Origin of the sequence: Pseudacidovorax sp. 1753 (assembly GCF_040544975.1) — a bacterium.
In the GTDB taxonomy this organism is placed as follows: Bacteria; Pseudomonadota; Gammaproteobacteria; order Burkholderiales; family Burkholderiaceae_C; genus Xenophilus.
The window spans coordinates 24,425-44,311 of record NZ_JBEPKY010000032.1 but is presented as its reverse complement, the minus strand read 5'-3'; the positions used below and the strand labels follow the sequence as shown (position 1 = coordinate 44,311).

The window sequence follows — 19,887 nt, the reverse complement described above, 5'->3', positions numbered from 1 at the left end:
TCAACCTTCCGCCAAGAGGCCCTTGTGAACAAGACCGAACTGATCGAACACATCGCCAAGAACGCCGACATCTCCAAGGCTGCGGCCACGCGGGCGCTGGAGTCGACGCTGGGTGCGATCCGCACCACGCTGAAGAAGGGCGGCTCGGTGTCGCTGGTCGGCTTCGGCACGTTCGCGGTGGGCAAGCGGGCGGCGCGCACGGGGCGCAATCCGCGGACCGGAACTGCGATTAAGATCAAGGCCGCGAAGGTTCCCAAGTTCCGTCCCGGCAAGGCGCTCAAGGACGCACTGAACTGAATCGAACCATCGGGGGTGCTTAGCTCAGTTGGTAGAGCGGCGCCCTTACAAGGCGTAGGTCGGGGGTTCGAGCCCCTCAGCACCCACCACCCCGATTGATGCGAAGGCCCGGAGCGATCCGGGCCTTTTGCATTGTTAACGCGAAACCGCACTCCCGCTTGGGTTTGCGTGGCACCTCGTCTTCGTGCGGCCTCGTCGCATTGGCGTTTGTCGGCGGCAATGCGCGCAGGCGCCGCAGCTAGAATCCGCCCGCCGGTTCGACCAGCCGGCGTCAGGGCAGGTGCTGCAAGCAGTCGTACAACAACATCTCTTGCCAGCCAAGGTCAGGGATCGTCCCCGAGCATTCACCCCCTCCGTGACCGGTGGCGGACGTCATGTTCGCCTTTGTTTCTCGTCGTCTCCGCGGGCGCTGTGGCGTCCGATCCTAGAGGTGTGCAGGCATGTTTGATTTCTTCCGCAAGTACAACAAGATCGTGATGATCGTCCTGTTCTTGCTGATCATTCCCTCGTTCGTGTTGTTCGGCGTGCAGAACTACACCAACAACGGCGACCGTGGCGACGTGGTCGCCTCCGTCGATGGGCAGTCGATCACTCGTACCGAATGGGAGCAGCAGCATCGCAACGAGACCGACCGGTTGCGCCAGCAGATGCCCAGCCTCGACGCTTCGGTCTTCGATTCCGACGCTGCGCGCTATGCCACGCTGGAACGCATGGTCCGCAATCGTGTGCTCACGGCGGCGGCCCTCAAGACCCACATGACCGTGTCCGACGGCCGCCTCACCCGTGTCTTCACCGAGGATCCTGGGCTTGCCAGCTTCCGCGACGACAAGGGCAACTTCGACCGCCAGCGTTTCATCATGGCCACGGGTCGCACGCCCGAACAATTCGAGGCTGCGGTGCGCGCGGATCTCTCCACGCAGCAACTGCTCGGCGGCGTGACCGGCTCGGCCGCGCCGAACCCTGCGCTGCTCGACGTGCTGAGCAATGCGCTGCGCGAGCGCCGCGAGGTGCAGGTGGCACGTTTCGGGCCCGCCGACTTCGCCGGCAAGGTGTCCGTGTCCGATGCCGACCTGGAGTCCTATTACAAGAGCCACACGAGTCGCTACCAACTGCCCGAGCAGGCGGATGTCGAGTACATCGTGCTGAACATGGATGCCGTCAAGAAGACCATCGCTGTGCCCGAGGCCGACCTCAAGGCCTACTACGACCAGAACAAGGATCGCTTCGGCACCAAGGAAGAACGCAAGGCCTCGCACATCCTGATCGCCGCGGGCAAGGATGCACCGGCCGCCGAACGCGCCAAGGCCAAGGCCCGCGCGGAGGAACTGCTGGCCGAGGTCCGCAAGACGCCGGCTAGCTTCGGTGACCTGGCCAAGAAGAACTCGCAGGATCCGGTGTCTGCCGCGCAAGGCGGTGCACTCGACTTCGTGACCCGCGGTGCGATGGTCAAGCCTTTCGAGGATGCGATGTTCGCGCTCAAGAAGGGCGAGATCAGCAATGTGGTCGAAACCGAATACGGCTACCACATCATTCGCCTGGACGACATCAAGCCGGCCGTGGTGCCGCCCTTCGAGCAGGTGCGTGCCCGTATCGAGGACGAGATTCGCGGCCAGCAGGCCTCGCAGGCCTTTGCCAAGCAGGCCGAGGTCCTGTCCGACTTGGTCTACCAGCAGTCCGACAGCCTGCAGCCCGCGGCGGATGCGCTCAAGCTGCAGATCCAGAAGGCACAGGGTGTGGGTCGCACGCCCGTGCCTGGCGCGCAGGGTCCCCTGGGCAACCGCAACTTCATCAATGCACTGTTCGCGGCGGACACCCTGGAGCGCAAGCACAACACCGAGGCCATCGACCTGGGCGGCAACCAGCTCGCAGTCGGTCGCGTGACGCGCCACGTTCCGGCGCGCACGCAGACCTTCGACGAAGTGAAGGCGCGTGTACGCCAGGAACTGGTCGCCGAGCGCGCGGCAGCGGCCGCCAAGACCGAGGGTGAGGCCAAGCTCAAGGCCTGGGAGGGAGCTGCGGCCGGTGCCGTGCCTGCCGGTCTGGGCCAGCCCATCGCCGTGTCACGCAACGACAACGCCAGCTCGCAGCCGTCGGCTGTGGTCGAGGCGGCCCTGCGTGCCGATCCCGCCAAGCTGCCCGCGTGGGTCGGCGTGGATCTCGGTGCCGAAGGGTATGCCGTGGTGCGCGTCAACAAGACGCTGCCGCCGGCCGAGGTGCCCGCGGACCAGCGTCAGCAAGAGCGGACGCAGCTTTCGCAAGCCATGGCGGGCGCGGAGGCCGAGGCCTACTATGCGATGCTCAAGGACCGCTTCAAGGCTACGATCAAGGTGCCGCATCCCTCCGGCGCTCCTTCAGTGGTCGTGAACTGATTTTCGTGAGAGGCGGGATTTTTCCGCTATACTTCGAAGTTCTCTCGGTGGCTGTAGCTCAGTTGGTAGAGTCCCAGATTGTGATTCTGGTCGTCGTGGGTTCGAGTCCCATCAGCCACCCCATCTAAGCCCATGTTCTCATGGGCTTTTTTGTTGCCCGGACGCTCCGCGCTCCCCCGAATGCTCCCCCGATATTCCCAACGTGGGAATACTCGTCACAGCGCCGAGCGCTTCACCTCCTTGTTTCTGTCGTACACCCGAGCCGTCGTGGCCGGGTTGCTGTGCAGGTCCGGCAGTTCGCCGTACAGCGTCTTGTGCTGTGTGGTGTAGTAGGCCCGCAGGTCATGGAATGTGAATCTGTCGCTCTCAGACAACACCTTCTCCGCGATTGCATCCACCACGCACCGCTGCCACAGCGTCTTGAAACCGCGGGCCGTGTACGGGTTGTTGTCCCGGGTCGGGAAGACGTAGAGGCAGTCCACCCCGCGCTCCTGGTGCAGTGCCCATAGGCGATCCAGCAGGGCGTTCAGGGCTGGCGTGATCGCGATCACCTCCACCAGTCGCTCGCGTTTCTTGCCGCGCTGTTTCGCCCGGAAGACCCTGATCTCGCCCGCCTTGCGGTCAACCTGCGGCCATGTGAGCGTGAGGAATTCGACCTTGCGGTTGCCGGCCAGACTGGCGTATTCCGCTGCCATGCCGATGATGCGGCGCTGCGGCGTCTGGCGTCCAATCCACTGCAGGAAGCTGGCCAGGACAGCCGCCGGCGGCGCCTCTGTCCGCGGCTCGCTCCCGTGGGGCTCGACGCCGATGGTCGCGTTCGCGGTGGCGACGCCCAGCTTGATGCCGTGTCCGAAGAGCCGTGACAGCAGGGACTTCTCGATGTCCGCTCGGCGGGGCGCGTCGGCCCGCTCGGTGTGCACGTACCTGGCCACCATGAACGTCGTGATCTCGCCCATGTGCATGTGCCCAAGGCGTTGGTCCAACTGCCGCCAGGCTCCCAGGTAGTCGGCGCGTGTGGCTTCGGCTAGCTTCTTCCATCGAGGCGATTCCTGGAAGCTGTTCCAGACCCAGCGCAAAGAGCCATGGCTCTCGCCGCCGGGAAGCCCGTTCATGTCGATCACCTTGCGCAGGGCCGTCGGAAGATCGGTCCCGAGGTTGATCGGCTTGGCGCCGACCGGGTGGTAGCGGTAGGTTATAGTTTTGCCGTCCTTGTGCGGCCTGGCCTCCATGCGGGGAAGCAGGCCCATGCCAGACGAGCGATCGCGATGTCTTCCCATGATCAACCTCCGGCGGCCACACGCCAGCGCGGCCCGTTCGCAATGGACCTGGTTGGGGCGGTCCGACTGTTGTGGGAAGCCCACACCCGCTGCCAGTCGTCTCGCGCGACAAGCGGACGGCCGTTTGGCCGGCGCAGCACGCGCAAGCCCAGCTGCCGCAGGTAATTGACTTTCGCGGCGTTCTGCTTGAGACCGGCGCAGATTTCGTTCACCTCTTCGTCGGAGAGGTCGGGGCGGTCGCTCATGGTCTCGGCTCCGCATTTCGGTGGCGGTGAGCCTCCACCCAGGCCTCAGCCTCCTCGGGCCGGCCGAGCCCGCCAGTCGCGCGGCGCCGGATCGTCATGAAACCGGCCTGTCGCCAGGTGATTTCCACGGCGCCGGCGGCCACGGCTGCGGCACGCTTGGTCAGCGAGATGTCGTAGTGGCTATCGTGCCGCGGTGGGGCCTGGTGCCATCGGCGCTGCACGCCGATGAGGTCAGCCATCGCGTGCAGCTCGTCGTCCGTGTCCGCGATCATGTGACACATGACCATCCGGCCGAGCTGGGCCCGCATGTTGTCCACGTAGACGGTCATCCTGCCCTCCGGCTCAGCGCGTGGGCGGTGTGGCGAGCGTAGGTGGATACAGCGCGCCAGTAAGCTGCCATGGGCCCTTTGCGCTTCTTCCATGCCTTCTCAGCCTCTCTGTCGGCGTCGGCGCGCAGAGCGCGCAACATGGCTTCGATGCATGCGCGCTGTTCGGCTGGAAGGGTTTGGAGCTTCTGTGCTGCAGGCAGTCGCAGGAGGGGATTGATGTAGCCCATCATGGCTCCCCGGGTTCACTGCTGGACTCGGCCTGCTTGTGCCAATCGGGAGCCGCTTCGGCCGGGGCAGCTTGCCCGGCTTTCGTCGCCTTGCGAAATGCAGCGTCGAGCTTTTGAACAACGACTCCCGGGCCGTCCGCCGCGATGATCCCGGCGCCGGCGACGTATGAGCTCGGTGGCGGGGTGGCGGCGCTTGATTGAAACGCGATGGGGACGGCTGCAGGTGCAGCGCAGGGCTGCGCCACACTGTTCGATGCTGCGCGCTCGTCGCTCTTGGCGGCCTGCCAGCCGTCGCAGAACTTCGCCAGGTCCTCGATCATCGAGGGGTCTGCAGGGTCGGCGTCATACAAGGTGGAGAAGGCGGCGAACATGCGTTCGCTGTCGTTCGGAAACTGGGCGGGCGTGAGGGCCTGGCAGGCGGCGAGCAACGCGGGCGTCTGCTCGAAGGCTGCAAACGGGTCGGCGGTGCCGGCCGCAGCGGGGATGTGGTCGGCGCTCACGATGCCTTCCTTCCCTTCGCCGAGGGGGCCTTCGCCATGGTGTAGGCGCCGCCATGCCGACCCGATTTGTCGAGGCCGTGCAGCGTGCTGCGGTCGCGGCCTTCGGCGCGGGCGCGTTCCACCGAGCGCGTGCTCGTCGCGCGCTTGGAAGCGTGCACCTGCAAAGCGGCGCCGATAGCGCTGCCGCTCGATGCGGCGATCTGGCAGAACGCGGACAGCGGCGATGCAGGCCGACCAGCCGGCCAGCGCGTATCGCGGCCCGGGGGAAGGGTTGTAGTCTTCATGCGGGTTCCAGGGAAGGGAGAGGGGCGGCGTCGGCGAATAAGCCAACACTCGGGCAGTTCGGAGACAGCCAGAGGCTTTCGACGCGGTCACGGGCGCCGTCAGCGTGGGCGTGCTGGTCGATGCGGTGCCAGCCGGCGAAAAGGTCGTCGTACAGATCGCAGCGGTATCCGCTCACGATGACCTTGCCGCGAAGCGAGCCAAGCGCGCGGGCGAGCGCCCGGTGCTGTGCGTCGTCCAGCTCGTGCCGATAGGCCGGCGCCCGGGCTCTGAGGCTGCGAGTGCAATGGACGTAGGGCGGATCGACGTAATGGACGGTGTCGACGCTGTCGTGCTGCTGCATGACAGCCACGGCGTCGCGGTTCTCGATCACCACGCCCCGCAGCCGCTCAATCGCCGGGCGCAGCGCGGCGGGGTAGTTCGCCCAGTCGTGTGCGGGGGTGGTTCCGCTGCGGTTGCTGTTGGCCCGGAAGCCCGTCGCCTGGCCGGACGCGCCCGCCGAGCCAAAGCCCATGTAGGCGCGCACTACGGTCCGGCAAGCCTGCTCCAGCGGATCGGCCGAGGGTGCATAGGCGTTGTCGAATTCGGCCCGCGCGAAGGGCGTTAGCGCGACAGCGGTCGCCAGCTCGTCGCCCCGGTCGCGGGCTACCTCAAAGAGGTTGACGATTTCGCGATCAAGGTCGTTGTAGACCTCGGCATAACTGCGAGGCTTGCGCAGTAGCACGCTCCCGCCGCCGCCGAAGGGCTCGACGTAGACGCGGTGCGCGGGCATGTGCTGCAGGATCCATGGCGCCAACTTCCACTTGCCGCCGTGGTAGCGGATAAGGGGCCGGCGCGGGCTCATGCCGCCAGCCTTTCCGCCTCGAACTCGCGATAGTTTGCGGCCACGATGAGGCGCATCGGAAGCGGGCTCACGCTGTTGCCGGCCATGCGCACCTGCGCCGTCTTGGTCAGCGGCTTGCCGCTGGCGGTGCGGTCGATCACGTAGGTGCCCGGGAAGTCCTGCGCGTTGTACAGCTCGCGCGGCACCAGCATGCGCAGCGTGATATCCACGATCACCCAGGGCTCGCCCTGCAGCCACACGGTGACCAGCGCGAGCCTGTCGTGCGTGGTGATCGTGGTCATGGGGTCACGCAGGTCGGCCCACTGGCCGCCGCTGGCGTGGTAGCGCATGAGGAATGCCGCGCAGCGCAGCGCGCCGGCCTCGTGCTCCTTGCTCAACGCGTACTGCACGAGGGCGTGATGCTCGGCGCCGGCCGTGACCGTCGACACGGGCTCATCCATGGCCCGGCTGTTGCAGTTGCGGCGTAGGGTGACCATGTGCGCGGCCGTGAGCTGCTGCTGACTGCCCGAGGTGGTGACGGTGGAGACACCTTCGCGGAGGTCGCGGGCGTGGCTGGTGTTGAAACCGCCGTTCGCTTGGACCATGAACGCGGCGGCGAGGCTCTGGCCGCCGCCGCTGGCCGTCACGGTGCCGAGGGGGCCGGTCACGTCGTTGGCGCCGTGGCTCCAGCGCTTCCCGCCCTGGCTGCCTTCGCCGTGGCCGGCCTGCACGAGGTAGGCGGAGGCGGTTGCGAACTTCTGCCCGCCGGCAGTGATGGTGCCCAGCGGCTTCGTCGGATCGAGTGAGCGCGGCTCCTGGCCGGGGCGCTCGCCATAGCCCATCTGCACCAGGTGCGCGGCCGTCACGGCAATCTCGCCGCGCCGGGCGGCCGTGACTGTGGGCAGAGGCTCGCGCGGGTCGTAGTTGCGATGGCCGCCCTGATGCGTCAGCGGCAGCAGGTGCGCCGCGGCGAGGGCCGTCTCGCCGCCCTTGGCCGTCGTGATCGTGCGCAACGGCTTGCCGATGTCAAACGAGGTGTCCCGCGTATGCGTGACCGGCACAAGAGCCGGAGCAATGCCTTCGACGATGAACGGCGTCGGCGTGTCCAGCACGTACTTCTGCATGCCGTGCGCGATGCGCCGCATGGTCGCCTCGGCCAGCGGCTTCCTGCGCCCGAAGATGCTCGTTCCGGCAATGCTCCAGTCGATGCACTCGGCCGCGGGCCGGTGGGCCAGCAGACCGGCGTGGGGGCGCTTCGCATGCGTCTGTGCAGGCCACACGATGGGCAGGCCATCGCAGCGGGCGACCATGTACAGCCGCGTTCGCGTGCTGTGCGCGCCCAGATCTGCATTGCAGATCACGCGCCATTCCACCTTGTAGCCCAGCGCCCTCAGCGCCGCGACGAAGTGGTCCCAGTTCTTGCCCTTGTGCTTCGGGTCGGGGATCAGGAACTGATTGCCACGCGCGACCCGTTCGCCTGGCTCGGCAACGCGGTGCACGAGCTTGCCGCACACGGGATCGCGGACGCGCTCCAGTGTGAGCACGCGCCCGGTCGCAGGGTCGCGCTTCGCGATCAGCGGCGACCACAGCAGCATCTGCTCGACGTTCTCCAGCGTGATGACGTCGGGCCGCGTCTTGCCGGCCCAGCGCAGCACTTGCCAGGCCAGCGAGCGGATCTCGGCCTTGCGTGGCTGCCCGCCGAGCGCCTGCGAGTGGTGCGTGCAGTCCGGCGAGGCATGCAGCAGGCCCACGGCCTGGCCGCGGGTCACGGCCAGCGGGTCCACCTCGCGGATGTCCGCGCGGAAGTGGGCCGTTTGCGGGTGGTTGACCTCGTGCATGCCGATGGCCTCGGCATCGTGGTTGATCGCCACGTCCACCGGGCGGCCGATGGCCTGCTCGATGCCGGTCGATGCGCCGCCGCCGCCGGCGAACAGGTCGATGACCAGCTTGGCCGCCAGCGGCAGCAGGAATTGCGGGGTCAGCATGCCGGGCTCCGCTGCAGCTGGCGGGCGTGCTCCAGCGCGTCGAAGCGATCAAGGAAGGCTTGGCGCCAGTCCTGCCAGGCCATCTGGCCTCGCTCCCACGTGTTCAGGCGAACCGACTGCACGGGCTCGATGCGCTCGGCAGGGTCTTCGTCGTTCAACACGGGCCACGGGGTGTTGCGCTCGGGGCTCCAGGCCGTCAGGTCCCGCCGCTCCGTCGCCAGCGCGATCAGGTCGATCTGGTGCAGCACCGCGCGCATGCTCACGAAGACGGTTTCCAGCCCCAAGGCGCGGCGGAAGCGCTTCGCATGGACCGACTCGAAGACCGTCCATGCGCTCGTCCCGCCGCCTGCGCAGGCGACCCGGTTCACGGCGCCCTTGCCGGGGCTGCTCAGATCCTGGGTGATGCACTCGTGCGCGTCATGCCACAGGGCGGCCATCTGCACATGCACCGAGCGGCCCAGCTGCTCCGCGATGTCGCAGCACAGCAGCGAGTGCTCGGCCACGCTGTACGGCCGAGAGGTCGCGCCGTGGAAGCGGTTGATGAGGGCGAGTTGGTGCGCGACATCGCGCACGTTGACGGGTCTTCCGTCGTCGGTGAAGGAATCGGCGCCGTAGAGGTGGTACTCCGCGCCGCTGGGGGTCAGCATCCAGCTGCTCATGACGGGAGGCCCTCCTGCGAGGCTTCTTGCACCGCGCCGGCCTGCTCGGCCTGCATGCGCTGGATCTCGGCTTCGTAGTAAGCCTTGAAGCTGCCGGCGGCAGCGCTCTCGAAGGGGTAGGGGCAGGCTTCGTCGGCGGACTTTCGTGCGCGCGCGGCTTCCTGGGCCCGCTTCTTCACAGTGGCGAGGGCCACGATGGAATGAGGCATATGAGGGGATGAGGGAGTGAGGGGGTGCACGCCGCAGGAGACAACCTGCGGAGGCGTGGGAAGGGCGGAGGGCGAGGGGTCCTCGGTGGCGGCGGGCCAGCGCGGCGGAGCGAGGTCGCCGCGCTCGACAAAGCCGACGATCTCGTCCCGGCTGACGTGCAGCCGGTCCAGCTGCAGGTCCAGGCAGTCGCCGGCCTTCAATTCCGGGTGGGCCTGCATGAAAGCGTCCGCCTCGGGGCCGAGCCACATGGCGGCGAGCATCTGGATACCCCGCTGCGAGTGGCGCTCGCCGAGCAGCAGCTGCCAGCCGTGGCCGTGCCCATCGCGCGGAGACGCCAGCTGCACGCGGTACGGCGGGCGCCGCAGAAAGAAGATGCCGGACGTCTTCATGGCTACGCGCCTCCGAGATAGAAGCCCAGCAGCAGCGCAACCATGCATATGGCTGCGATGGCGGACAGGATCGGCGTGATGGATTTGCGCCGGTCCTTGGCCTCTTCGGCTTCGGCCTGGGCCTCGGTGATGAGCGTGATCAGGTCGGCGCGCGTGCGGCGCGCGGGCCGGGTGTCCGTGGGCGGGGTGGGCTGCGGCATGGCGGGCTCCCACGCGTCACCGGGGCGGCCAAGGCACGGGTAGGTCGCGCTCGCGGGCGGCCAAGCGAGCGCCCTCGATGGCATCGGCCACGGCGGGCGGGGGCGGCGGCGGAGCCTCGTCCTTGCCCACCGTCAGCGCAAGGATGAAGGTCGCGACGATGGCGCCGAGCGCCCAGTCGGTGGCGTGCCGCTTGATGCTGGCTTTCCGTGCGGCGCTGATCATTTGGCGCTCCCGCTCCCGCCGCAGCTCGGTACAGTGCAGCGATGGGCGCACTTCACTTCCTTGAGCACGGGTTTCTGCTCGCCGACCGAGAAAGGCCGGCTGTCCAGCATGAGCTGGAGCTGTTCGAGACGGGCGGTGAGCTCTTCTTGCGACTGTGGATTGGTGGCATCGGCGCTGGAATGCCCGTCGAATGCAGACTGACGAAGGCCCAGGCGCAGCAGCTGGCCGATGGCGCGAGCAGTCTTGCGGTCCGCCTCGGCTTTTAGCGCACGGGGGTCGGTGTGGTCCGCGGACAGGACCACGGCATCGTTTTGACCAGCTTTGCGCAGCAGGCGTACCACGTGCACCCGGTGCGCAGCGGTATCGATGGCATCAAGGAGCGCGTGATCCACCTCGGTTTCAGCCTGCAGCGCAAACCAGCGCCCATCTGCGGTGTGGACCTTCACAGCAGCGCTCCCGTGCTACGGACCGGCACGAGGAAGCCGAAGTCATCGACCGTAGCCAGGTAGCCGCTGCGGATCGACGCGCCCGGGTTCATGACGTCATACAGCTCGGCTGCAAGGGGGGCGCGGGGATACGCAAGCCAGTAGCTCCCCGCCGCACTCCACGACTCAGGAATGCAGTAGGGCAGTTCGGGCATGTTCCGCTCGGCGTTTAGCCCCCGCTCGATGTTGTCGAACTCGCGGCGGTCCATCTGGTCGCGGCGCTCTTCGGCCTCCGCGTCTTCCAGCGAGACGGCGGGCAGCGTATGCCCGAACCCCATGTCGAGCAGGCCGCGTTTCAGCGCCTTTTCAGCGGCAGGGACGGGGAGGGTGATCCAGTTGCACCGCCGAGTGCCTTCTACCTCGCGGTAGAACGCTTGGCGGCGTGCGCCACGCTGGCGGATCTGGATGACGGCACGCGCTGCGGCGCGTGCTGCGGTGCCGGTTTCCGCCGGCGCGGGGTGGGCAAGTGCCATGGGGTCTCCGTCGTGATGACGGGGCGCATAATGCATTGACGCATCATCCCTTGTCAATGCATCAGTGCATCATTTTTCGTGTGCTCGTGAGATATACAGTTGGCATGACGAGTAGGGCGCCGTGTTGTGCTGCACTCGGCCTAGGGCTGTGGATTTGTTGGTCTGCCGCGTGGGCGGTGGATGAATCGGCGCTCGTCGGAATTGCGGTGGACGGCGTCCGTCAATCGGTGAGAGATCCGGCCTCAGCGCAGTTCAGGGCGGTGCGTGCGGTTTCCGCTCAAACCGTTTGTGGTGAGGTCAACTCGAAAAACGGCTTTGGCGGTTATGTTGGGTTTAGCAGGTTCGTTGTAACCCGCTTTTCAAGCGGTGCGCAATCAATTGCGCTTGAACCTAGAGCAATCAATCCCTCTGCTAGAAAATCGTCCGTCGAGGCCTTCGAAGAACTTTGGTCGGCGACGTGCATTAAATGAGTACGCAGATAGCGCTCATGCGGTACGTCAGCAGTGGCACTCCTGTGACGCAATAGAGGTAGAGCGCATCATTTGCGCAGCTTCGTGCCCACGTCTGGCGTAGCGAGCGAATTGCTGGCTGCAACTATCGCGTCTTTCTTGTATTCCGGCATATCTTTCATTGCAGCGGCGACCGTTCGAATCTTCGGATCGCTAAGCAGTGGCGTTTCTCCAATGAGTTCTGAAACAGTCATGTTTAGCGCATGAGCAATTGCGACGACATGCGGAAAATCCAGCGTGTCGGTTGCTGAATTTAGAAATCTGTTCAGAGTGCTCTGATTCATGCCCGCCAAGATGGCCAGTTGTCTCTGGCTGAGGCCCTTTGACTTGAGTTGCTCGGCAATGATCCTGCGTGTGACCTCATGCATTGCTGCATTGTCAGAAGCCGCTTGCCTTGGGTGATGCGTTGATGCATCATGCGAGCCTATGCATGAGCGCATCCAACCTTGGTCCTGCATCGTTCGTCACCTCCTAGCTGAGGGATGGACGCAGCGCGCCATCGCAGATGGCGTAGGCGTTGACCAGTCCACTGTCTGCCGACTGGCAGAGGGACGGGCTGCTGAGCCAAGGTACAGCGTGGGGCGTGCGCTGATCGAACTCGCCGGCGGAGAGGATGTCCTTCGGAGTAGAGGGGTTGACCTCGCCCATTGTGTTGCGCAGACGCCTTCGGCAACTGTGTGCCTTCGAGGGCGGGGGATGTCGCTAGCCCGTTGCACCGCGAGCACGCATGGCGTTACGGCGGCATGAGAGCGCTTCCCGATCCGAGCGATGAGCTGTACGTCCCTGCGCAGCTGGACCTGCTGAGATCGGCGCGCACGGAAGCAACCCATCCCCAGTGTTTGTAGGACGGCAGACATGAAAGCCATACCTAGTCCCGGTTACTCGCGCGGGGGCGCCGAGCCGCCGCCTGTGATGCCCGTCGTGAACGGGGCGGCGCGATGCTCGTTGCGATCAGTGCCGCTTGCCGTCGCCGCTCGCGAAGAGGTCCACTGCTTCGGTGGTCGCGTTGACCATGTACTGCCCCAACGCGTGGGCAGTGCGCTCGTCGACGATGGCTGCCAGCCAGCCAATGCCACGGTTTCGCATTGCAATACGCAGCGTGCCGTCGACGCGGACGGCGGCCGTGATTGATGGTCGATCTTCCTGCAGCATGGAGCAGCCCGCGTCTACAGCGGCGGCTTTGGTGTTCGGAACCTCTGGCGTCATTTCGGCGCGCATTTCGGCGAGCCGATGGATGAGGTCCTCCAGTTCCATTGCAGAGAAACTTCCCTCGATGTTCAGCTGTGCACTGGCGCTGCTCGTGCTGCTGATGCTGACTGTCGCCATGCCTTCTCCTCCAGGGGGTGGGTGGTATGAGTGGCCGATTTTGCAGCGGCCCGGCGGACGCGTAGGTCCTCATGGCTAGTGCTCGCGCTTTACTGCTGGCGCTCCGGCGATGCCGTGGGCCGCCCGCGCGATGGCGGCCCGCAGTGCGGCCGGCGCGCTCTCGTGCGCTTCCATACGCTGGACACACAACTCCAGCCATTCCCGGAACCCGTCCACCGTGAAGGGCTCCGCATTGCCGTCCTCGCAACCGATGCCCGTTGGGCGCGAGGGGAGGCGAGCGCGCATGTCCGCGCTGTCCGCTTCGATTGCCAGCGCGAGCTGGCCGACCACAAATTCCAGGGCGTCAAGCCGATCCAGCACCGTAGGCGCGTCGTTGCCGTGTCGGGGTGTTTCCGTGCTCACTTGGGGGAGTCCTTTCCGTGCACTGCAGTTTCTCGATGTCGACCGGCGGCGGCCATGTCGACGATGAGGGCGCGCCCGACAGGGCAGGCCCCATGTCGATTGATGACGCCGCCTATCACGTGGTCCATGGTGGGCCGGGTGGTGTCGAGAGCCTGGCGCCTCGGATGGGCCTGCCGGTCGGCACGCTCACCCACAAGGCGAACCCCAACAACACGACGCACTTCCTGCGGCCTACCGAGCTGGTGGCTGCACAGCTATTCAGCGGCCGGGCCCATGTCCTGCATGCGATGGCCGCAGCGCTGGGCTACGTGTGCACGCGGGCCACGCCCGACCAGGCGGGCGGCGAGCCCGTCGAGGCCGTCATGCGCCTTGAGGTGGCGCAGGCCGACTTCGTGCGAGCACTGGCAGATGCCGTTCTCGTGGGCGAAGGGCAGGTCACCCGGAATCAGGTTCGACGGGCAGAGGCGATGGGCCAGGAGCTGATTGCATCCGTGGGCCATGCCGTTGCGATGCTCCGTGGGCGGATGCGGCCGGCGCCGGTGGTGGATCTGTGAGCGGGGCGCAGTGAGTACGCGAATCATGGGCCTGTGCTGGCCGTTGAGCATGAGGCCGCCGGCGAAGGCGGTCTTGATCGCGCTCGCGGACATGGCGAACGATGAGGGGTTCTGCTGGCCCAGCATCGACCGCATCTGTGAGCGGACGTGCTACGGCAGGACGGCAGTGATCGAGGCGATTGGCTGGCTGGAGTCGGCGGGCATCGTGCGTGCCAACCGAACGAATGGGCGCAAGACGACGTACTGGGTTGAACCCGAGAAATTCGCTGCAGATGCAGCGGGCGAGCCGTCACCACATGCGCCTGACCAGTCCGCCACGCGGACCGGTCCGCCAGGCGTACCGGTCCGCCACGCGAACCCCACCAGTCCGCCGCGCGGACCGGTACCAGTCCGCCACGCGGACACTAATCGTCATTTAATCGTCAAGGAATCAAAGCCCCCCATACCCCCCGCCGTCGCGGGGGGCGAACACGTCCGCCGAGCCGATCCCCCACCGAAACCCGGGCCATGCCCGGCGCCGGACATGGCTGCCTTCGAGGCCCTTGTCGCGGTGTATCCGCGCCGCAAGGCGCAGGAGCGGGCTCGGCGGCAGTGGGTGGCTCTGGCGCCGGACCCCGCTCTGCAGCAGCGCATCCTCGCGGCGGCCACGGCACAGGCGCACGGGCCGGAATGGCTGCGGCTCAAGGCCGAGGGGCGCGAGCACCTGATTCCGATGCTGTCCTCATGGCTGCATGGCCGCCGCTGGACGGACGAGGTGACCGCGGCGCCATCTTCGGCAGGCTCGGCACGGGCATGGGACGAGACGGCAGACGGCATCGTCGCGATGGGCGTCAAGCTCGGTCTGCCGCCCTGGGACCGCAAGGCATTCGAGGCAGGCCGGGGCGAGCAATTCCCGGTGTACGCAGCGCGGGTGCGCAATGCCCTGCGGAAGATGGAGACAGGCCATGCGCATTGACGCGACCATCACCGGCATCGACAAGGTGCGCCACCTCGCCGACAAGCTCACGGGGCCGCAGATGCGCGCTGTGCAGGCGGCGGCCATCAACGACACCGCTTTCAAGGTGCGCGGCGTGATGGTGTCCGCGCTCACCAGCGCCTTCGACAGGCCCACGCCGTTCATTGCCCGCTCTCCCAAGGTGGTGCAGGCCACGCCCGAGAACCTCACCGCGCGCATCATCCCCACGCTCGATTCGCGTGGCACATGGTCGCCCGGCGGCAAGATCGGCGTTGATCCGCAGCATGTGCTCCAGGCGCAGGAGTTCGGCGGGCGGCGCGCTGACAAACGCAGTGAGGTTGCATTGCGGCGGGCTGGCATCCTGCCTGTGGGTATGCAGACGGCTATCCCGCGCACTCCGTACCCGGGCAGTGATGACGGACGCGGCAACCTGCGCGGCGCCTTCCTCTCGCAGCTCATCAGCTACCTGCAGGCCAGCGGAGAGCAGGGCTACCGCGCCAACATGACCGACCGCCGCAAGGCGCAGCTGCGCAATCAACAGGGCATCGGCTCGGTTGCTGCGCGCAGGGTCTACATGACCACGCTCGGCGTGCGCTACTTCGTGGCCTATGGCCGGTTGCGCGGTGGCCGCACTCGGCATCTGGCGCCCGGCGTGTGGGCGGCGCGGGGCACGCACGACGCGGACCTCGTGCCGGTGCTGCTGTTCGTGCGGACGCCTGGCTACGCGCCGAGGATCAGCATGGACGACATCGCGGCCGAGGCCCAGGCAAGCGAAGTCCTCGCGCGCCGCATGCGCTACCGCATCCGTCAGGCGGCGGGGGTGTGATGACGGAGATGCTGCCCTCAGTACGTTTCGCGTGGAGCACACGCGGTCGTTTCATGGTCGACGGCCTTCGACACGTTTCGCGTGGAACACGGCCGGCGTTCCACCGCGGCCCAGCGCAGGGCGCCCGGCCCGGCGGGGACGCGGCCGACCCGGCCCACCCCCCCCGGGGGGTTAGGTTCTTCCGGGGTGGGTCGAGTGCGGGTAATTCGCACCGCGCCTTCGGACTGTTCATCGACTCTCCTAAGGGGGTTAAGTGAAGGTCATCCCTCTACTGGAACAGTCGATCTCTCAAGCGGAGTTCGCCCAGTTGATCGGCGTCAGCGAGGCCCGCGTCAGTCAGCTCGTGAGCGAGGGCGTGATTGCCCGCGGTGAGACGGCGCAGGTCTGGCTCCTGGGTTACTGCGAGCGCCTGCGGGATCAGGCGGCGGGCAGGGCGGGTGCCGAGGCGGGCGGGCTCGACCTCGTGCAGGAGCGCGCCGCGCTCGCCCGCGAGCAGCGCATCGGGCAGGCCATCAAGAACCAAGTCGCGCGCAAGGAATACGCGGCCGTGGGCCTGCTTGCCGACGTGCTGGCGCGGGCGGCCAGTGCGGTGGTCGACCGCTTCGACCAGCTGGAGGGCACGCTGCGCAAGGCTGTGCCAGATCTGCCTGACGAGGCAAAGGTCGCAGTCCTGCAGGTCATCGCGCAGGCTCGCAACGAGTGGATCAAGGGAACGGAGCGGCTGGTCGCCGACGAGGTGGACGCCATGATGGCCGACGAGGGCGAGGAAGACGCCATAGACATTGGTGAGGCGGAGGGCTTCGCGGAATGACGATGAATCCGCCGGTGCTGCACCCGGAGACTGCAGCCGCCATCAAGGCCGCTGTGCGCCTCGGCCTGGACAGCCTGCGCGCCGATCCGCCGCAGCGGCTCGGTGACTGGGCCGCGGACGAGTTCAAGCTCGCGGGCGAGAGCAGCCATCAGAAGGGGGCGTGGGTGGCCTGGGCCTTTCAGGTCGGCATCCTCGACTTCATGAGCGACGACCGGATCGAAGAGCTGGACGTGATGAAGGCCAAGCGGGTCGGCTACACGAAGATGGTCACCGCCTTCGTTTGCTACAACATCGCGCACCGTCGTCGCAAGCAGGCGCTGTGGCAGCCCACGGACGATGATCGTGACAGCTATGTCAAGAGCGAGATCGATCCGTTGCTTGACCCGCTCACCGGCGTGGCCGCGGTCAACAAGGCCCGCAAGCGCGGCAAGGGTGCCAACGACGAGACCATCAAGCTCAAGAGCTTTCGGGACAGCGTCCTGCACTTGCTCGGCGGCAAGGCCGCCCGCGCTTTCCGCCGGATCACGGTGGCGGTCTCCATCCTCGACGAGATCAGCAAGTTCGACCGCAGCATCGAGAAGGCCGGCCCGCCGCGCGGCCTGGCGCGCGGGCGCCTGGAGGGTGCGCCGTATCCCAAACTCGTTTGCGGCTCCACGCCGCTGCTCAAGGGCCTGTGCCACATCGAGGATGCAGCGACCGAGGCCGAGGGCTTCGTGCGCTTCCACATCGAGTGCCCGCACTGCGGCTTGGACCATCCGCTCATGTGGGGCGGCAAGGACAAGCCCTATGGTTTCAAGTGGGACAGGGGGCACCCAAAGACTGTCCGGCACGTCTGCCCGCACTGCCGGGAGTCCATCACGCAGGCTGACTACCTGCGTGGCGGCGTGCCCATGAAGGGCGTATGGATCTGCGAGCGTACGGGCAGGCGCTACGGGCGGGATCGCATTTGGCGCGATGACGCCGGCACGCCGTGCCGGCCACCCAGGTCACTGGGCGTGCATGTGTGGACGGCGTACAGCCCGCAGCGGGCGTGGTCCGACATCGTCGAGGAGTTCGAGAACGCGCTCAAGGCACTGGAGAAGGGCGACGCCGGCCCTATGCAGCTCTTCGTCAACGAGACATTGGGCGAGACGTGGGAGCTGGCAGGCGAGCGTACGGACGGCCACGCCCTGCAGGCTCGCGCGGAGCCCTACAAGCTGTGCACGGTGCCCAAGGGCTGTCTCGTCCTCACCGCTGGCGTCGACGTCCAGCGCAACCGCTGGGAAATCACGGTCTACGGCTGGGGCCGCGGGATGGAGTCATGGGTGGTCGACGTCGTGGTCATCGAAGGCAACCCTGCGGTCGACGAGGAATGGTCGGCCGTCACCGTGCAGCTGCAGCGCCGCTATCGGCAGGACTGGCATGGTGGAAGCCTGGGCATCAGCGCGACCAGCATCGACAGCTCCGACCAGACACAGGCCGTCTACAACTGGGTTCGCTCCGCACAGCACGTGCTGCCCCACCTGCGCGCCATAAAGGGCGATGGCAACGAGTCGTGCCCCATCCTCGGGGCAAGTGGCTTGCAGGACGTGGATTGGCGCGGGAAGAAGGTCGCGCGCGGCATCAAGCTTTGGCGCGTGGGCACAGACGCGGCAAAGGATCTGCTGTTGGGTCAGCTCGCCATCGAGCAGGCCGGGCCCGGCTATGTCCACTTCTCCAATGAGCTTCCCCGCGAGTTCTATGAGCAGCTCACCGCCGAGCAGCGAGTGTTGGCGAAGGTCCAGGGCCGCGACGCCTACAAGTGGGTCAAGCGGCGCCCGCGCAACGAGCAGCTGGACAACCGCAACTATGCGCTGCACGCGGCCATGGGCCTAGGGCTGCACAAGTGGACCGAGGCGCGATGGGCTGCGCTTGAGATAGCTGTCCAGCCCCCTGCGGATCTCTTCTCGCTGTCTTCAGCGCCAATCGCGGAGGCGCGCCTAGCAGAAGCCGAAATTGAGGACTCCGCGCCAGTGCAAATGGCGAATATACAAAGCCAAAATCCGATTCACAAGCGCCGAACAGCGGGACGTGCATGGTGAACCAACCTTTGCCAACCGGCGACGGATCGGATCTTCAGCATCTGGTCGAAGCCACGCCTGATCTAGTTGATCGCATCTTCCAGTACCTTGTGGAAGAATTTCCAAATTTGGCAGACGATCCTGTTGGCTTGACGCGCGCACGCATTGCTGTTCGTGCTGAATTCGCGGGCGAAGAGGTTTATATACCTAAAAGAATCTCGCGAGAAATAGCAACGGAGGTGCTGCGCCTGTTTAATGGGCGCAATGCCACAGAGGTCGCTCGAAGATTAGGTATATCGAGACGAACGGTATATCGTTATCTGAAGCAGCCGGGTAAATAGCGAATTCAGTTTGCTACTAATCCTTCTTTTCTTTCTTCGCATCTTCGACAGCGCTACGCAGCGCTGAACCGATTTCCTGAAGCGGCGTCGAAGCTCCCGTAGGAATTTTATAGATTCTAAGTGGATTTTCTAGTAGTGATGCGATAGCGCGATCAAGAATGCGAGTTTTTGATTTTGCGAGCTGCTCGTTTGCAACTAGCGATTCAAATGCCTTGGTTATCGCTGATTTAAAGACATAGTCTTCCAAGACTTTTGCAGAGTAACCGAACTGTTTTACCGCAAACCAAGCAAGCCAAATGAACGGAGCAAGCCTCAGCGCCCGAATTAGTGCCTCGCCATAGCTAAACTGCAATGCAGTAGCATTGGTTGCGTTAGGATCTATGCAGTAAAACAGTTCCTCTAGCGGATTCGATAATCCAATCCAGACAGTCGCCGCAAGGCAGCCAATAAAAGTTAATGCCCAAAAAATTTTTGATCCTCGGGCGAACCATGCATTATCCTGAAAAACCTTCGCCGCAGCCTTCCAGCTTCCTCGCGACAGTGGATCTTTCAGTTGTTTGTAAGTATCTGCGAGTTCAGTTTTTGCAATAACTAATTCAGATTTCAATGCACCTAATGCGATTTCGGCTCTTTCAATTTTTCCATTGAGGTCCGCGCGCTCCTGTGCCGTTACGAATCCCAATTTTTCATGTTCTTTTGCCCAGTGTTGGAAGAGGGGAATATTCTCCGTTGCATAGGCCCTCCAATAATCCTTCATAAATTGCAATTCTGAAATCAGATCGGGGAAGACGCTGTTGTCTAATTTCTCCACGCGATCAATGAAATTTTGAAGTCTTGAGGTCTGTTGATCCAATTCTTCTTTGGCTCGGTATGTGCGGGTGGTTGGTGCACGTTCTTGGGCGCAATCGAAGAGGGTTTCGGACAGCTGAAGTATTAATATATTAAGTTGGGCAGATTCATTGATTACTCCGAACTTGCTATTAAGGACGTAAGAAAGTACGGCAAGCTCGCGAATCCAATTTTTGAAATAGAACTGGAACTGATCTGCGGACATGTTTGCGCTGCAAGGTGCGTGTTGTTGTCTTGGCGGTGACGAAGCCGGCGGGCAACAGATTCTGTGTCATTTTTCCGGGAAATGGCACAGCTGTCCC

General features: G+C 65.2%; 25 protein-coding genes, 2 tRNA genes and 1 pseudogene. 11 read left to right on the top strand and 17 right to left on the bottom strand.

Annotation, left to right across the window (positions count from 1 at the left end; translation table 11 throughout):
• Positions 1-24 precede the first annotated feature (24 nt).
• The 4 genes from ABIC63_RS28085 (at position 25) to ABIC63_RS28070 (ending at position 2,789) form a co-directional block, all read left to right on the top strand.
• On the top strand, positions 25-297 hold the full coding sequence (locus tag ABIC63_RS28085) for an HU family DNA-binding protein (protein WP_017757574.1): 273 nt from the start codon (positions 25-27) through the stop codon (positions 295-297).
• 13 nt (positions 298-310) lie between these two features.
• Positions 311-386, top strand: a tRNA-Val gene (locus tag ABIC63_RS28080).
• 351 nt (positions 387-737) lie between these two features.
• Entirely contained in the window at positions 738-2,666 is a 1,929-nt protein-coding gene (locus ABIC63_RS28075) for a SurA N-terminal domain-containing protein (RefSeq protein ID WP_354322187.1), read from the top strand.
• Between the two features lie 47 nt (positions 2,667-2,713).
• A tRNA-His gene (locus ABIC63_RS28070) sits at positions 2,714-2,789 on the top strand.
• Positions 2,790-2,881: 92 nt separating this feature from the next.
• On the opposite strand, the gene ABIC63_RS28065 is transcribed toward ABIC63_RS28070, so the two are convergent.
• From ABIC63_RS28065 to ABIC63_RS27990, 16 genes are all read right to left on the bottom strand, one after another.
• Entirely contained in the window at positions 2,882-3,913 is a 1,032-nt protein-coding gene (locus tag ABIC63_RS28065; protein WP_354322186.1) for a tyrosine-type recombinase/integrase, read from the bottom strand.
• A 32-nt stretch (positions 3,914-3,945) separates the two neighbouring features.
• The gene (locus tag ABIC63_RS28060; protein ID WP_354322185.1) at positions 3,946-4,188 is read right to left on the bottom strand and encodes a DUF4224 domain-containing protein; all 243 of its coding nucleotides are present in this window, start codon (positions 4,186-4,188) and stop codon (positions 3,946-3,948) included.
• Positions 4,185-4,517 (bottom strand): DUF4031 domain-containing protein, encoded by a 333-nt coding sequence (locus tag ABIC63_RS28055; protein ID WP_354322184.1) that lies wholly within the window; start codon positions 4,515-4,517, stop codon positions 4,185-4,187. The genes ABIC63_RS28060 and ABIC63_RS28055 overlap by 4 nt, the downstream gene beginning before the upstream one ends.
• 226 nt (positions 4,518-4,743) lie before the next feature.
• Positions 4,744-5,244 (bottom strand): hypothetical protein, encoded by a 501-nt coding sequence (locus ABIC63_RS28050; protein ID WP_354322183.1) that lies wholly within the window; start codon positions 5,242-5,244, stop codon positions 4,744-4,746.
• The gene (locus ABIC63_RS28045; protein WP_354322182.1) at positions 5,241-5,528 is read right to left on the bottom strand and encodes a hypothetical protein; all 288 of its coding nucleotides are present in this window, start codon (positions 5,526-5,528) and stop codon (positions 5,241-5,243) included. Before ABIC63_RS28045 ends, ABIC63_RS28050 begins: the two co-directional genes overlap by 4 nt.
• The gene (locus ABIC63_RS28040; protein WP_354322181.1) at positions 5,525-6,370 is read right to left on the bottom strand and encodes a DNA adenine methylase; all 846 of its coding nucleotides are present in this window, start codon (positions 6,368-6,370) and stop codon (positions 5,525-5,527) included. The genes ABIC63_RS28045 and ABIC63_RS28040 overlap by 4 nt, the downstream gene beginning before the upstream one ends.
• Positions 6,367-8,334, bottom strand: a complete 1,968-nt coding sequence (locus tag ABIC63_RS28035; RefSeq protein WP_354322180.1) for a DNA cytosine methyltransferase — start codon at positions 8,332-8,334, stop codon at positions 6,367-6,369. The genes ABIC63_RS28040 and ABIC63_RS28035 overlap by 4 nt, the downstream gene beginning before the upstream one ends.
• Complete coding sequence (locus ABIC63_RS28030; protein WP_354322179.1) at positions 8,328-8,993, bottom strand: HD domain-containing protein; 666 nt, start codon at positions 8,991-8,993, stop codon at positions 8,328-8,330. The genes ABIC63_RS28035 and ABIC63_RS28030 overlap by 7 nt, the downstream gene beginning before the upstream one ends.
• Positions 8,990-9,592, bottom strand: coding sequence for a hypothetical protein (locus ABIC63_RS28025; RefSeq protein WP_354322178.1), 603 nt, complete (start codon positions 9,590-9,592; stop codon positions 8,990-8,992). Before ABIC63_RS28025 ends, ABIC63_RS28030 begins: the two co-directional genes overlap by 4 nt.
• A gap of 2 nt (positions 9,593-9,594) precedes the next feature.
• Positions 9,595-9,792 carry a hypothetical protein gene (locus ABIC63_RS28020; RefSeq protein WP_354322177.1) on the bottom strand — a complete coding sequence of 66 codons (198 nt, stop codon included), beginning with the start codon at positions 9,790-9,792 and terminating at the stop codon, positions 9,595-9,597.
• A gap of 16 nt (positions 9,793-9,808) precedes the next feature.
• Positions 9,809-10,015: a hypothetical protein gene (locus ABIC63_RS28015; protein WP_354322176.1), complete on the bottom strand. Its 207-nt coding sequence runs from the start codon at positions 10,013-10,015 to the stop codon at positions 9,809-9,811.
• Positions 10,012-10,461, bottom strand: coding sequence for a hypothetical protein (locus tag ABIC63_RS28010; protein WP_354322175.1), 450 nt, complete (start codon positions 10,459-10,461; stop codon positions 10,012-10,014). The genes ABIC63_RS28015 and ABIC63_RS28010 overlap by 4 nt, the downstream gene beginning before the upstream one ends.
• Positions 10,458-10,973 (bottom strand): hypothetical protein, encoded by a 516-nt coding sequence (locus ABIC63_RS28005; protein WP_354322174.1) that lies wholly within the window; start codon positions 10,971-10,973, stop codon positions 10,458-10,460. Before ABIC63_RS28005 ends, ABIC63_RS28010 begins: the two co-directional genes overlap by 4 nt.
• Positions 10,974-11,511: 538 nt before the next feature.
• Positions 11,512-11,850, bottom strand: a complete 339-nt coding sequence (locus ABIC63_RS28000; protein ID WP_354322173.1) for a helix-turn-helix domain-containing protein — start codon at positions 11,848-11,850, stop codon at positions 11,512-11,514.
• A 583-nt stretch (positions 11,851-12,433) separates the two neighbouring features.
• Positions 12,434-12,808, bottom strand: a complete 375-nt coding sequence (locus ABIC63_RS27995; protein ID WP_354322172.1) for a hypothetical protein — start codon at positions 12,806-12,808, stop codon at positions 12,434-12,436.
• Positions 12,809-12,883: 75 nt separating this feature from the next.
• Positions 12,884-13,210 (bottom strand): hypothetical protein, encoded by a 327-nt coding sequence (locus ABIC63_RS27990; RefSeq protein ID WP_354322171.1) that lies wholly within the window; start codon positions 13,208-13,210, stop codon positions 12,884-12,886.
• A gap of 35 nt (positions 13,211-13,245) precedes the next feature.
• Here ABIC63_RS27990 and ABIC63_RS27985 point away from each other — a divergent pair, with 35 nt between their 5' ends.
• The 7 genes and pseudogenes from ABIC63_RS27985 (at position 13,246) to ABIC63_RS27955 (ending at position 18,736) form a co-directional block, all read left to right on the top strand.
• On the top strand, positions 13,246-13,764 hold the full coding sequence (locus ABIC63_RS27985) for a phage regulatory CII family protein (RefSeq protein WP_234196252.1): 519 nt from the start codon (positions 13,246-13,248) through the stop codon (positions 13,762-13,764).
• A pseudogene (locus tag ABIC63_RS27980) lies at positions 13,709-13,960 on the top strand (helix-turn-helix domain-containing protein); the annotation flags it as partial. The gene ABIC63_RS27985 and the pseudogene ABIC63_RS27980, both read left to right, overlap by 56 nt.
• Before the next feature lie 327 nt (positions 13,961-14,287).
• Entirely contained in the window at positions 14,288-14,719 is a 432-nt protein-coding gene (locus tag ABIC63_RS27975; RefSeq protein ID WP_234196254.1) for a hypothetical protein, read from the top strand.
• A complete protein-coding gene (locus ABIC63_RS27970) occupies positions 14,709-15,545 on the top strand; it encodes a hypothetical protein (RefSeq protein ID WP_354322170.1) in 837 nt (278 codons plus the stop codon). The genes ABIC63_RS27975 and ABIC63_RS27970 overlap by 11 nt, the downstream gene beginning before the upstream one ends.
• A gap of 253 nt (positions 15,546-15,798) precedes the next feature.
• On the top strand, positions 15,799-16,356 hold the full coding sequence (locus ABIC63_RS27965; protein WP_354322169.1) for a hypothetical protein: 558 nt from the start codon (positions 15,799-15,801) through the stop codon (positions 16,354-16,356).
• Positions 16,353-18,416 carry a phage terminase large subunit family protein gene (locus tag ABIC63_RS27960; RefSeq protein WP_354322168.1) on the top strand — a complete coding sequence of 688 codons (2,064 nt, stop codon included), beginning with the start codon at positions 16,353-16,355 and terminating at the stop codon, positions 18,414-18,416. The genes ABIC63_RS27965 and ABIC63_RS27960 overlap by 4 nt, the downstream gene beginning before the upstream one ends.
• Entirely contained in the window at positions 18,410-18,736 is a 327-nt protein-coding gene (locus ABIC63_RS27955) for a helix-turn-helix domain-containing protein (RefSeq protein ID WP_354322167.1), read from the top strand. The genes ABIC63_RS27960 and ABIC63_RS27955 overlap by 7 nt, the downstream gene beginning before the upstream one ends.
• A 16-nt stretch (positions 18,737-18,752) precedes the next feature.
• On the opposite strand, the gene ABIC63_RS27950 is transcribed toward ABIC63_RS27955, so the two are convergent.
• Positions 18,753-19,790: a hypothetical protein gene (locus ABIC63_RS27950; protein WP_354322166.1), complete on the bottom strand. Its 1,038-nt coding sequence runs from the start codon at positions 19,788-19,790 to the stop codon at positions 18,753-18,755.
• Positions 19,791-19,887: the final 97 nt, after the last annotated feature.

What these genes read in the sequence shown, in the direction of transcription:
- ABIC63_RS28075 (WP_354322187.1), top strand. Translation starts at nt 738, where the DNA reads ATGTTTGATTTCTTCCGCAAGTACAACAAGATCGTGATGATCGTCCTG.
- ABIC63_RS28065 (WP_354322186.1), bottom strand. Translation starts at nt 3,913, where the DNA reads ATGGGCCTGCTTCCCCGCATGGAGGCCAGGCCGCACAAGGACGGCAAA.
- ABIC63_RS28060 (WP_354322185.1), bottom strand. Translation starts at nt 4,188, where the DNA reads ATGAGCGACCGCCCCGACCTCTCCGACGAAGAGGTGAACGAAATCTGC.
- ABIC63_RS28055 (WP_354322184.1), bottom strand. Translation starts at nt 4,517, where the DNA reads ATGACCGTCTACGTGGACAACATGCGGGCCCAGCTCGGCCGGATGGTC.
- ABIC63_RS28045 (WP_354322182.1), bottom strand. Translation starts at nt 5,528, where the DNA reads ATGAAGACTACAACCCTTCCCCCGGGCCGCGATACGCGCTGGCCGGCT.
- ABIC63_RS28040 (WP_354322181.1), bottom strand. Translation starts at nt 6,370, where the DNA reads ATGAGCCCGCGCCGGCCCCTTATCCGCTACCACGGCGGCAAGTGGAAG.
- ABIC63_RS28035 (WP_354322180.1), bottom strand. Translation starts at nt 8,334, where the DNA reads ATGCTGACCCCGCAATTCCTGCTGCCGCTGGCGGCCAAGCTGGTCATC.
- ABIC63_RS28030 (WP_354322179.1), bottom strand. Translation starts at nt 8,993, where the DNA reads ATGAGCAGCTGGATGCTGACCCCCAGCGGCGCGGAGTACCACCTCTAC.
- ABIC63_RS28025 (WP_354322178.1), bottom strand. Translation starts at nt 9,592, where the DNA reads ATGAAGACGTCCGGCATCTTCTTTCTGCGGCGCCCGCCGTACCGCGTG.
- ABIC63_RS28020 (WP_354322177.1), bottom strand. Translation starts at nt 9,792, where the DNA reads ATGCCGCAGCCCACCCCGCCCACGGACACCCGGCCCGCGCGCCGCACG.
- ABIC63_RS28015 (WP_354322176.1), bottom strand. Translation starts at nt 10,015, where the DNA reads ATGATCAGCGCCGCACGGAAAGCCAGCATCAAGCGGCACGCCACCGAC.
- ABIC63_RS28005 (WP_354322174.1), bottom strand. Translation starts at nt 10,973, where the DNA reads ATGGCACTTGCCCACCCCGCGCCGGCGGAAACCGGCACCGCAGCACGC.
- ABIC63_RS28000 (WP_354322173.1), bottom strand. Translation starts at nt 11,850, where the DNA reads ATGCATGAGGTCACACGCAGGATCATTGCCGAGCAACTCAAGTCAAAG.
- ABIC63_RS27995 (WP_354322172.1), bottom strand. Translation starts at nt 12,808, where the DNA reads ATGGCGACAGTCAGCATCAGCAGCACGAGCAGCGCCAGTGCACAGCTG.
- ABIC63_RS27985 (WP_234196252.1), top strand. Translation starts at nt 13,246, where the DNA reads ATGTCGACCGGCGGCGGCCATGTCGACGATGAGGGCGCGCCCGACAGG.
- ABIC63_RS27975 (WP_234196254.1), top strand. Translation starts at nt 14,288, where the DNA reads ATGGCTGCCTTCGAGGCCCTTGTCGCGGTGTATCCGCGCCGCAAGGCG.
- ABIC63_RS27970 (WP_354322170.1), top strand. Translation starts at nt 14,709, where the DNA reads ATGCGCATTGACGCGACCATCACCGGCATCGACAAGGTGCGCCACCTC.
- ABIC63_RS27960 (WP_354322168.1), top strand. Translation starts at nt 16,353, where the DNA reads ATGACGATGAATCCGCCGGTGCTGCACCCGGAGACTGCAGCCGCCATC.
- ABIC63_RS27955 (WP_354322167.1), top strand. Translation starts at nt 18,410, where the DNA reads ATGGTGAACCAACCTTTGCCAACCGGCGACGGATCGGATCTTCAGCAT.
- ABIC63_RS27950 (WP_354322166.1), bottom strand. Translation starts at nt 19,790, where the DNA reads ATGTCCGCAGATCAGTTCCAGTTCTATTTCAAAAATTGGATTCGCGAG.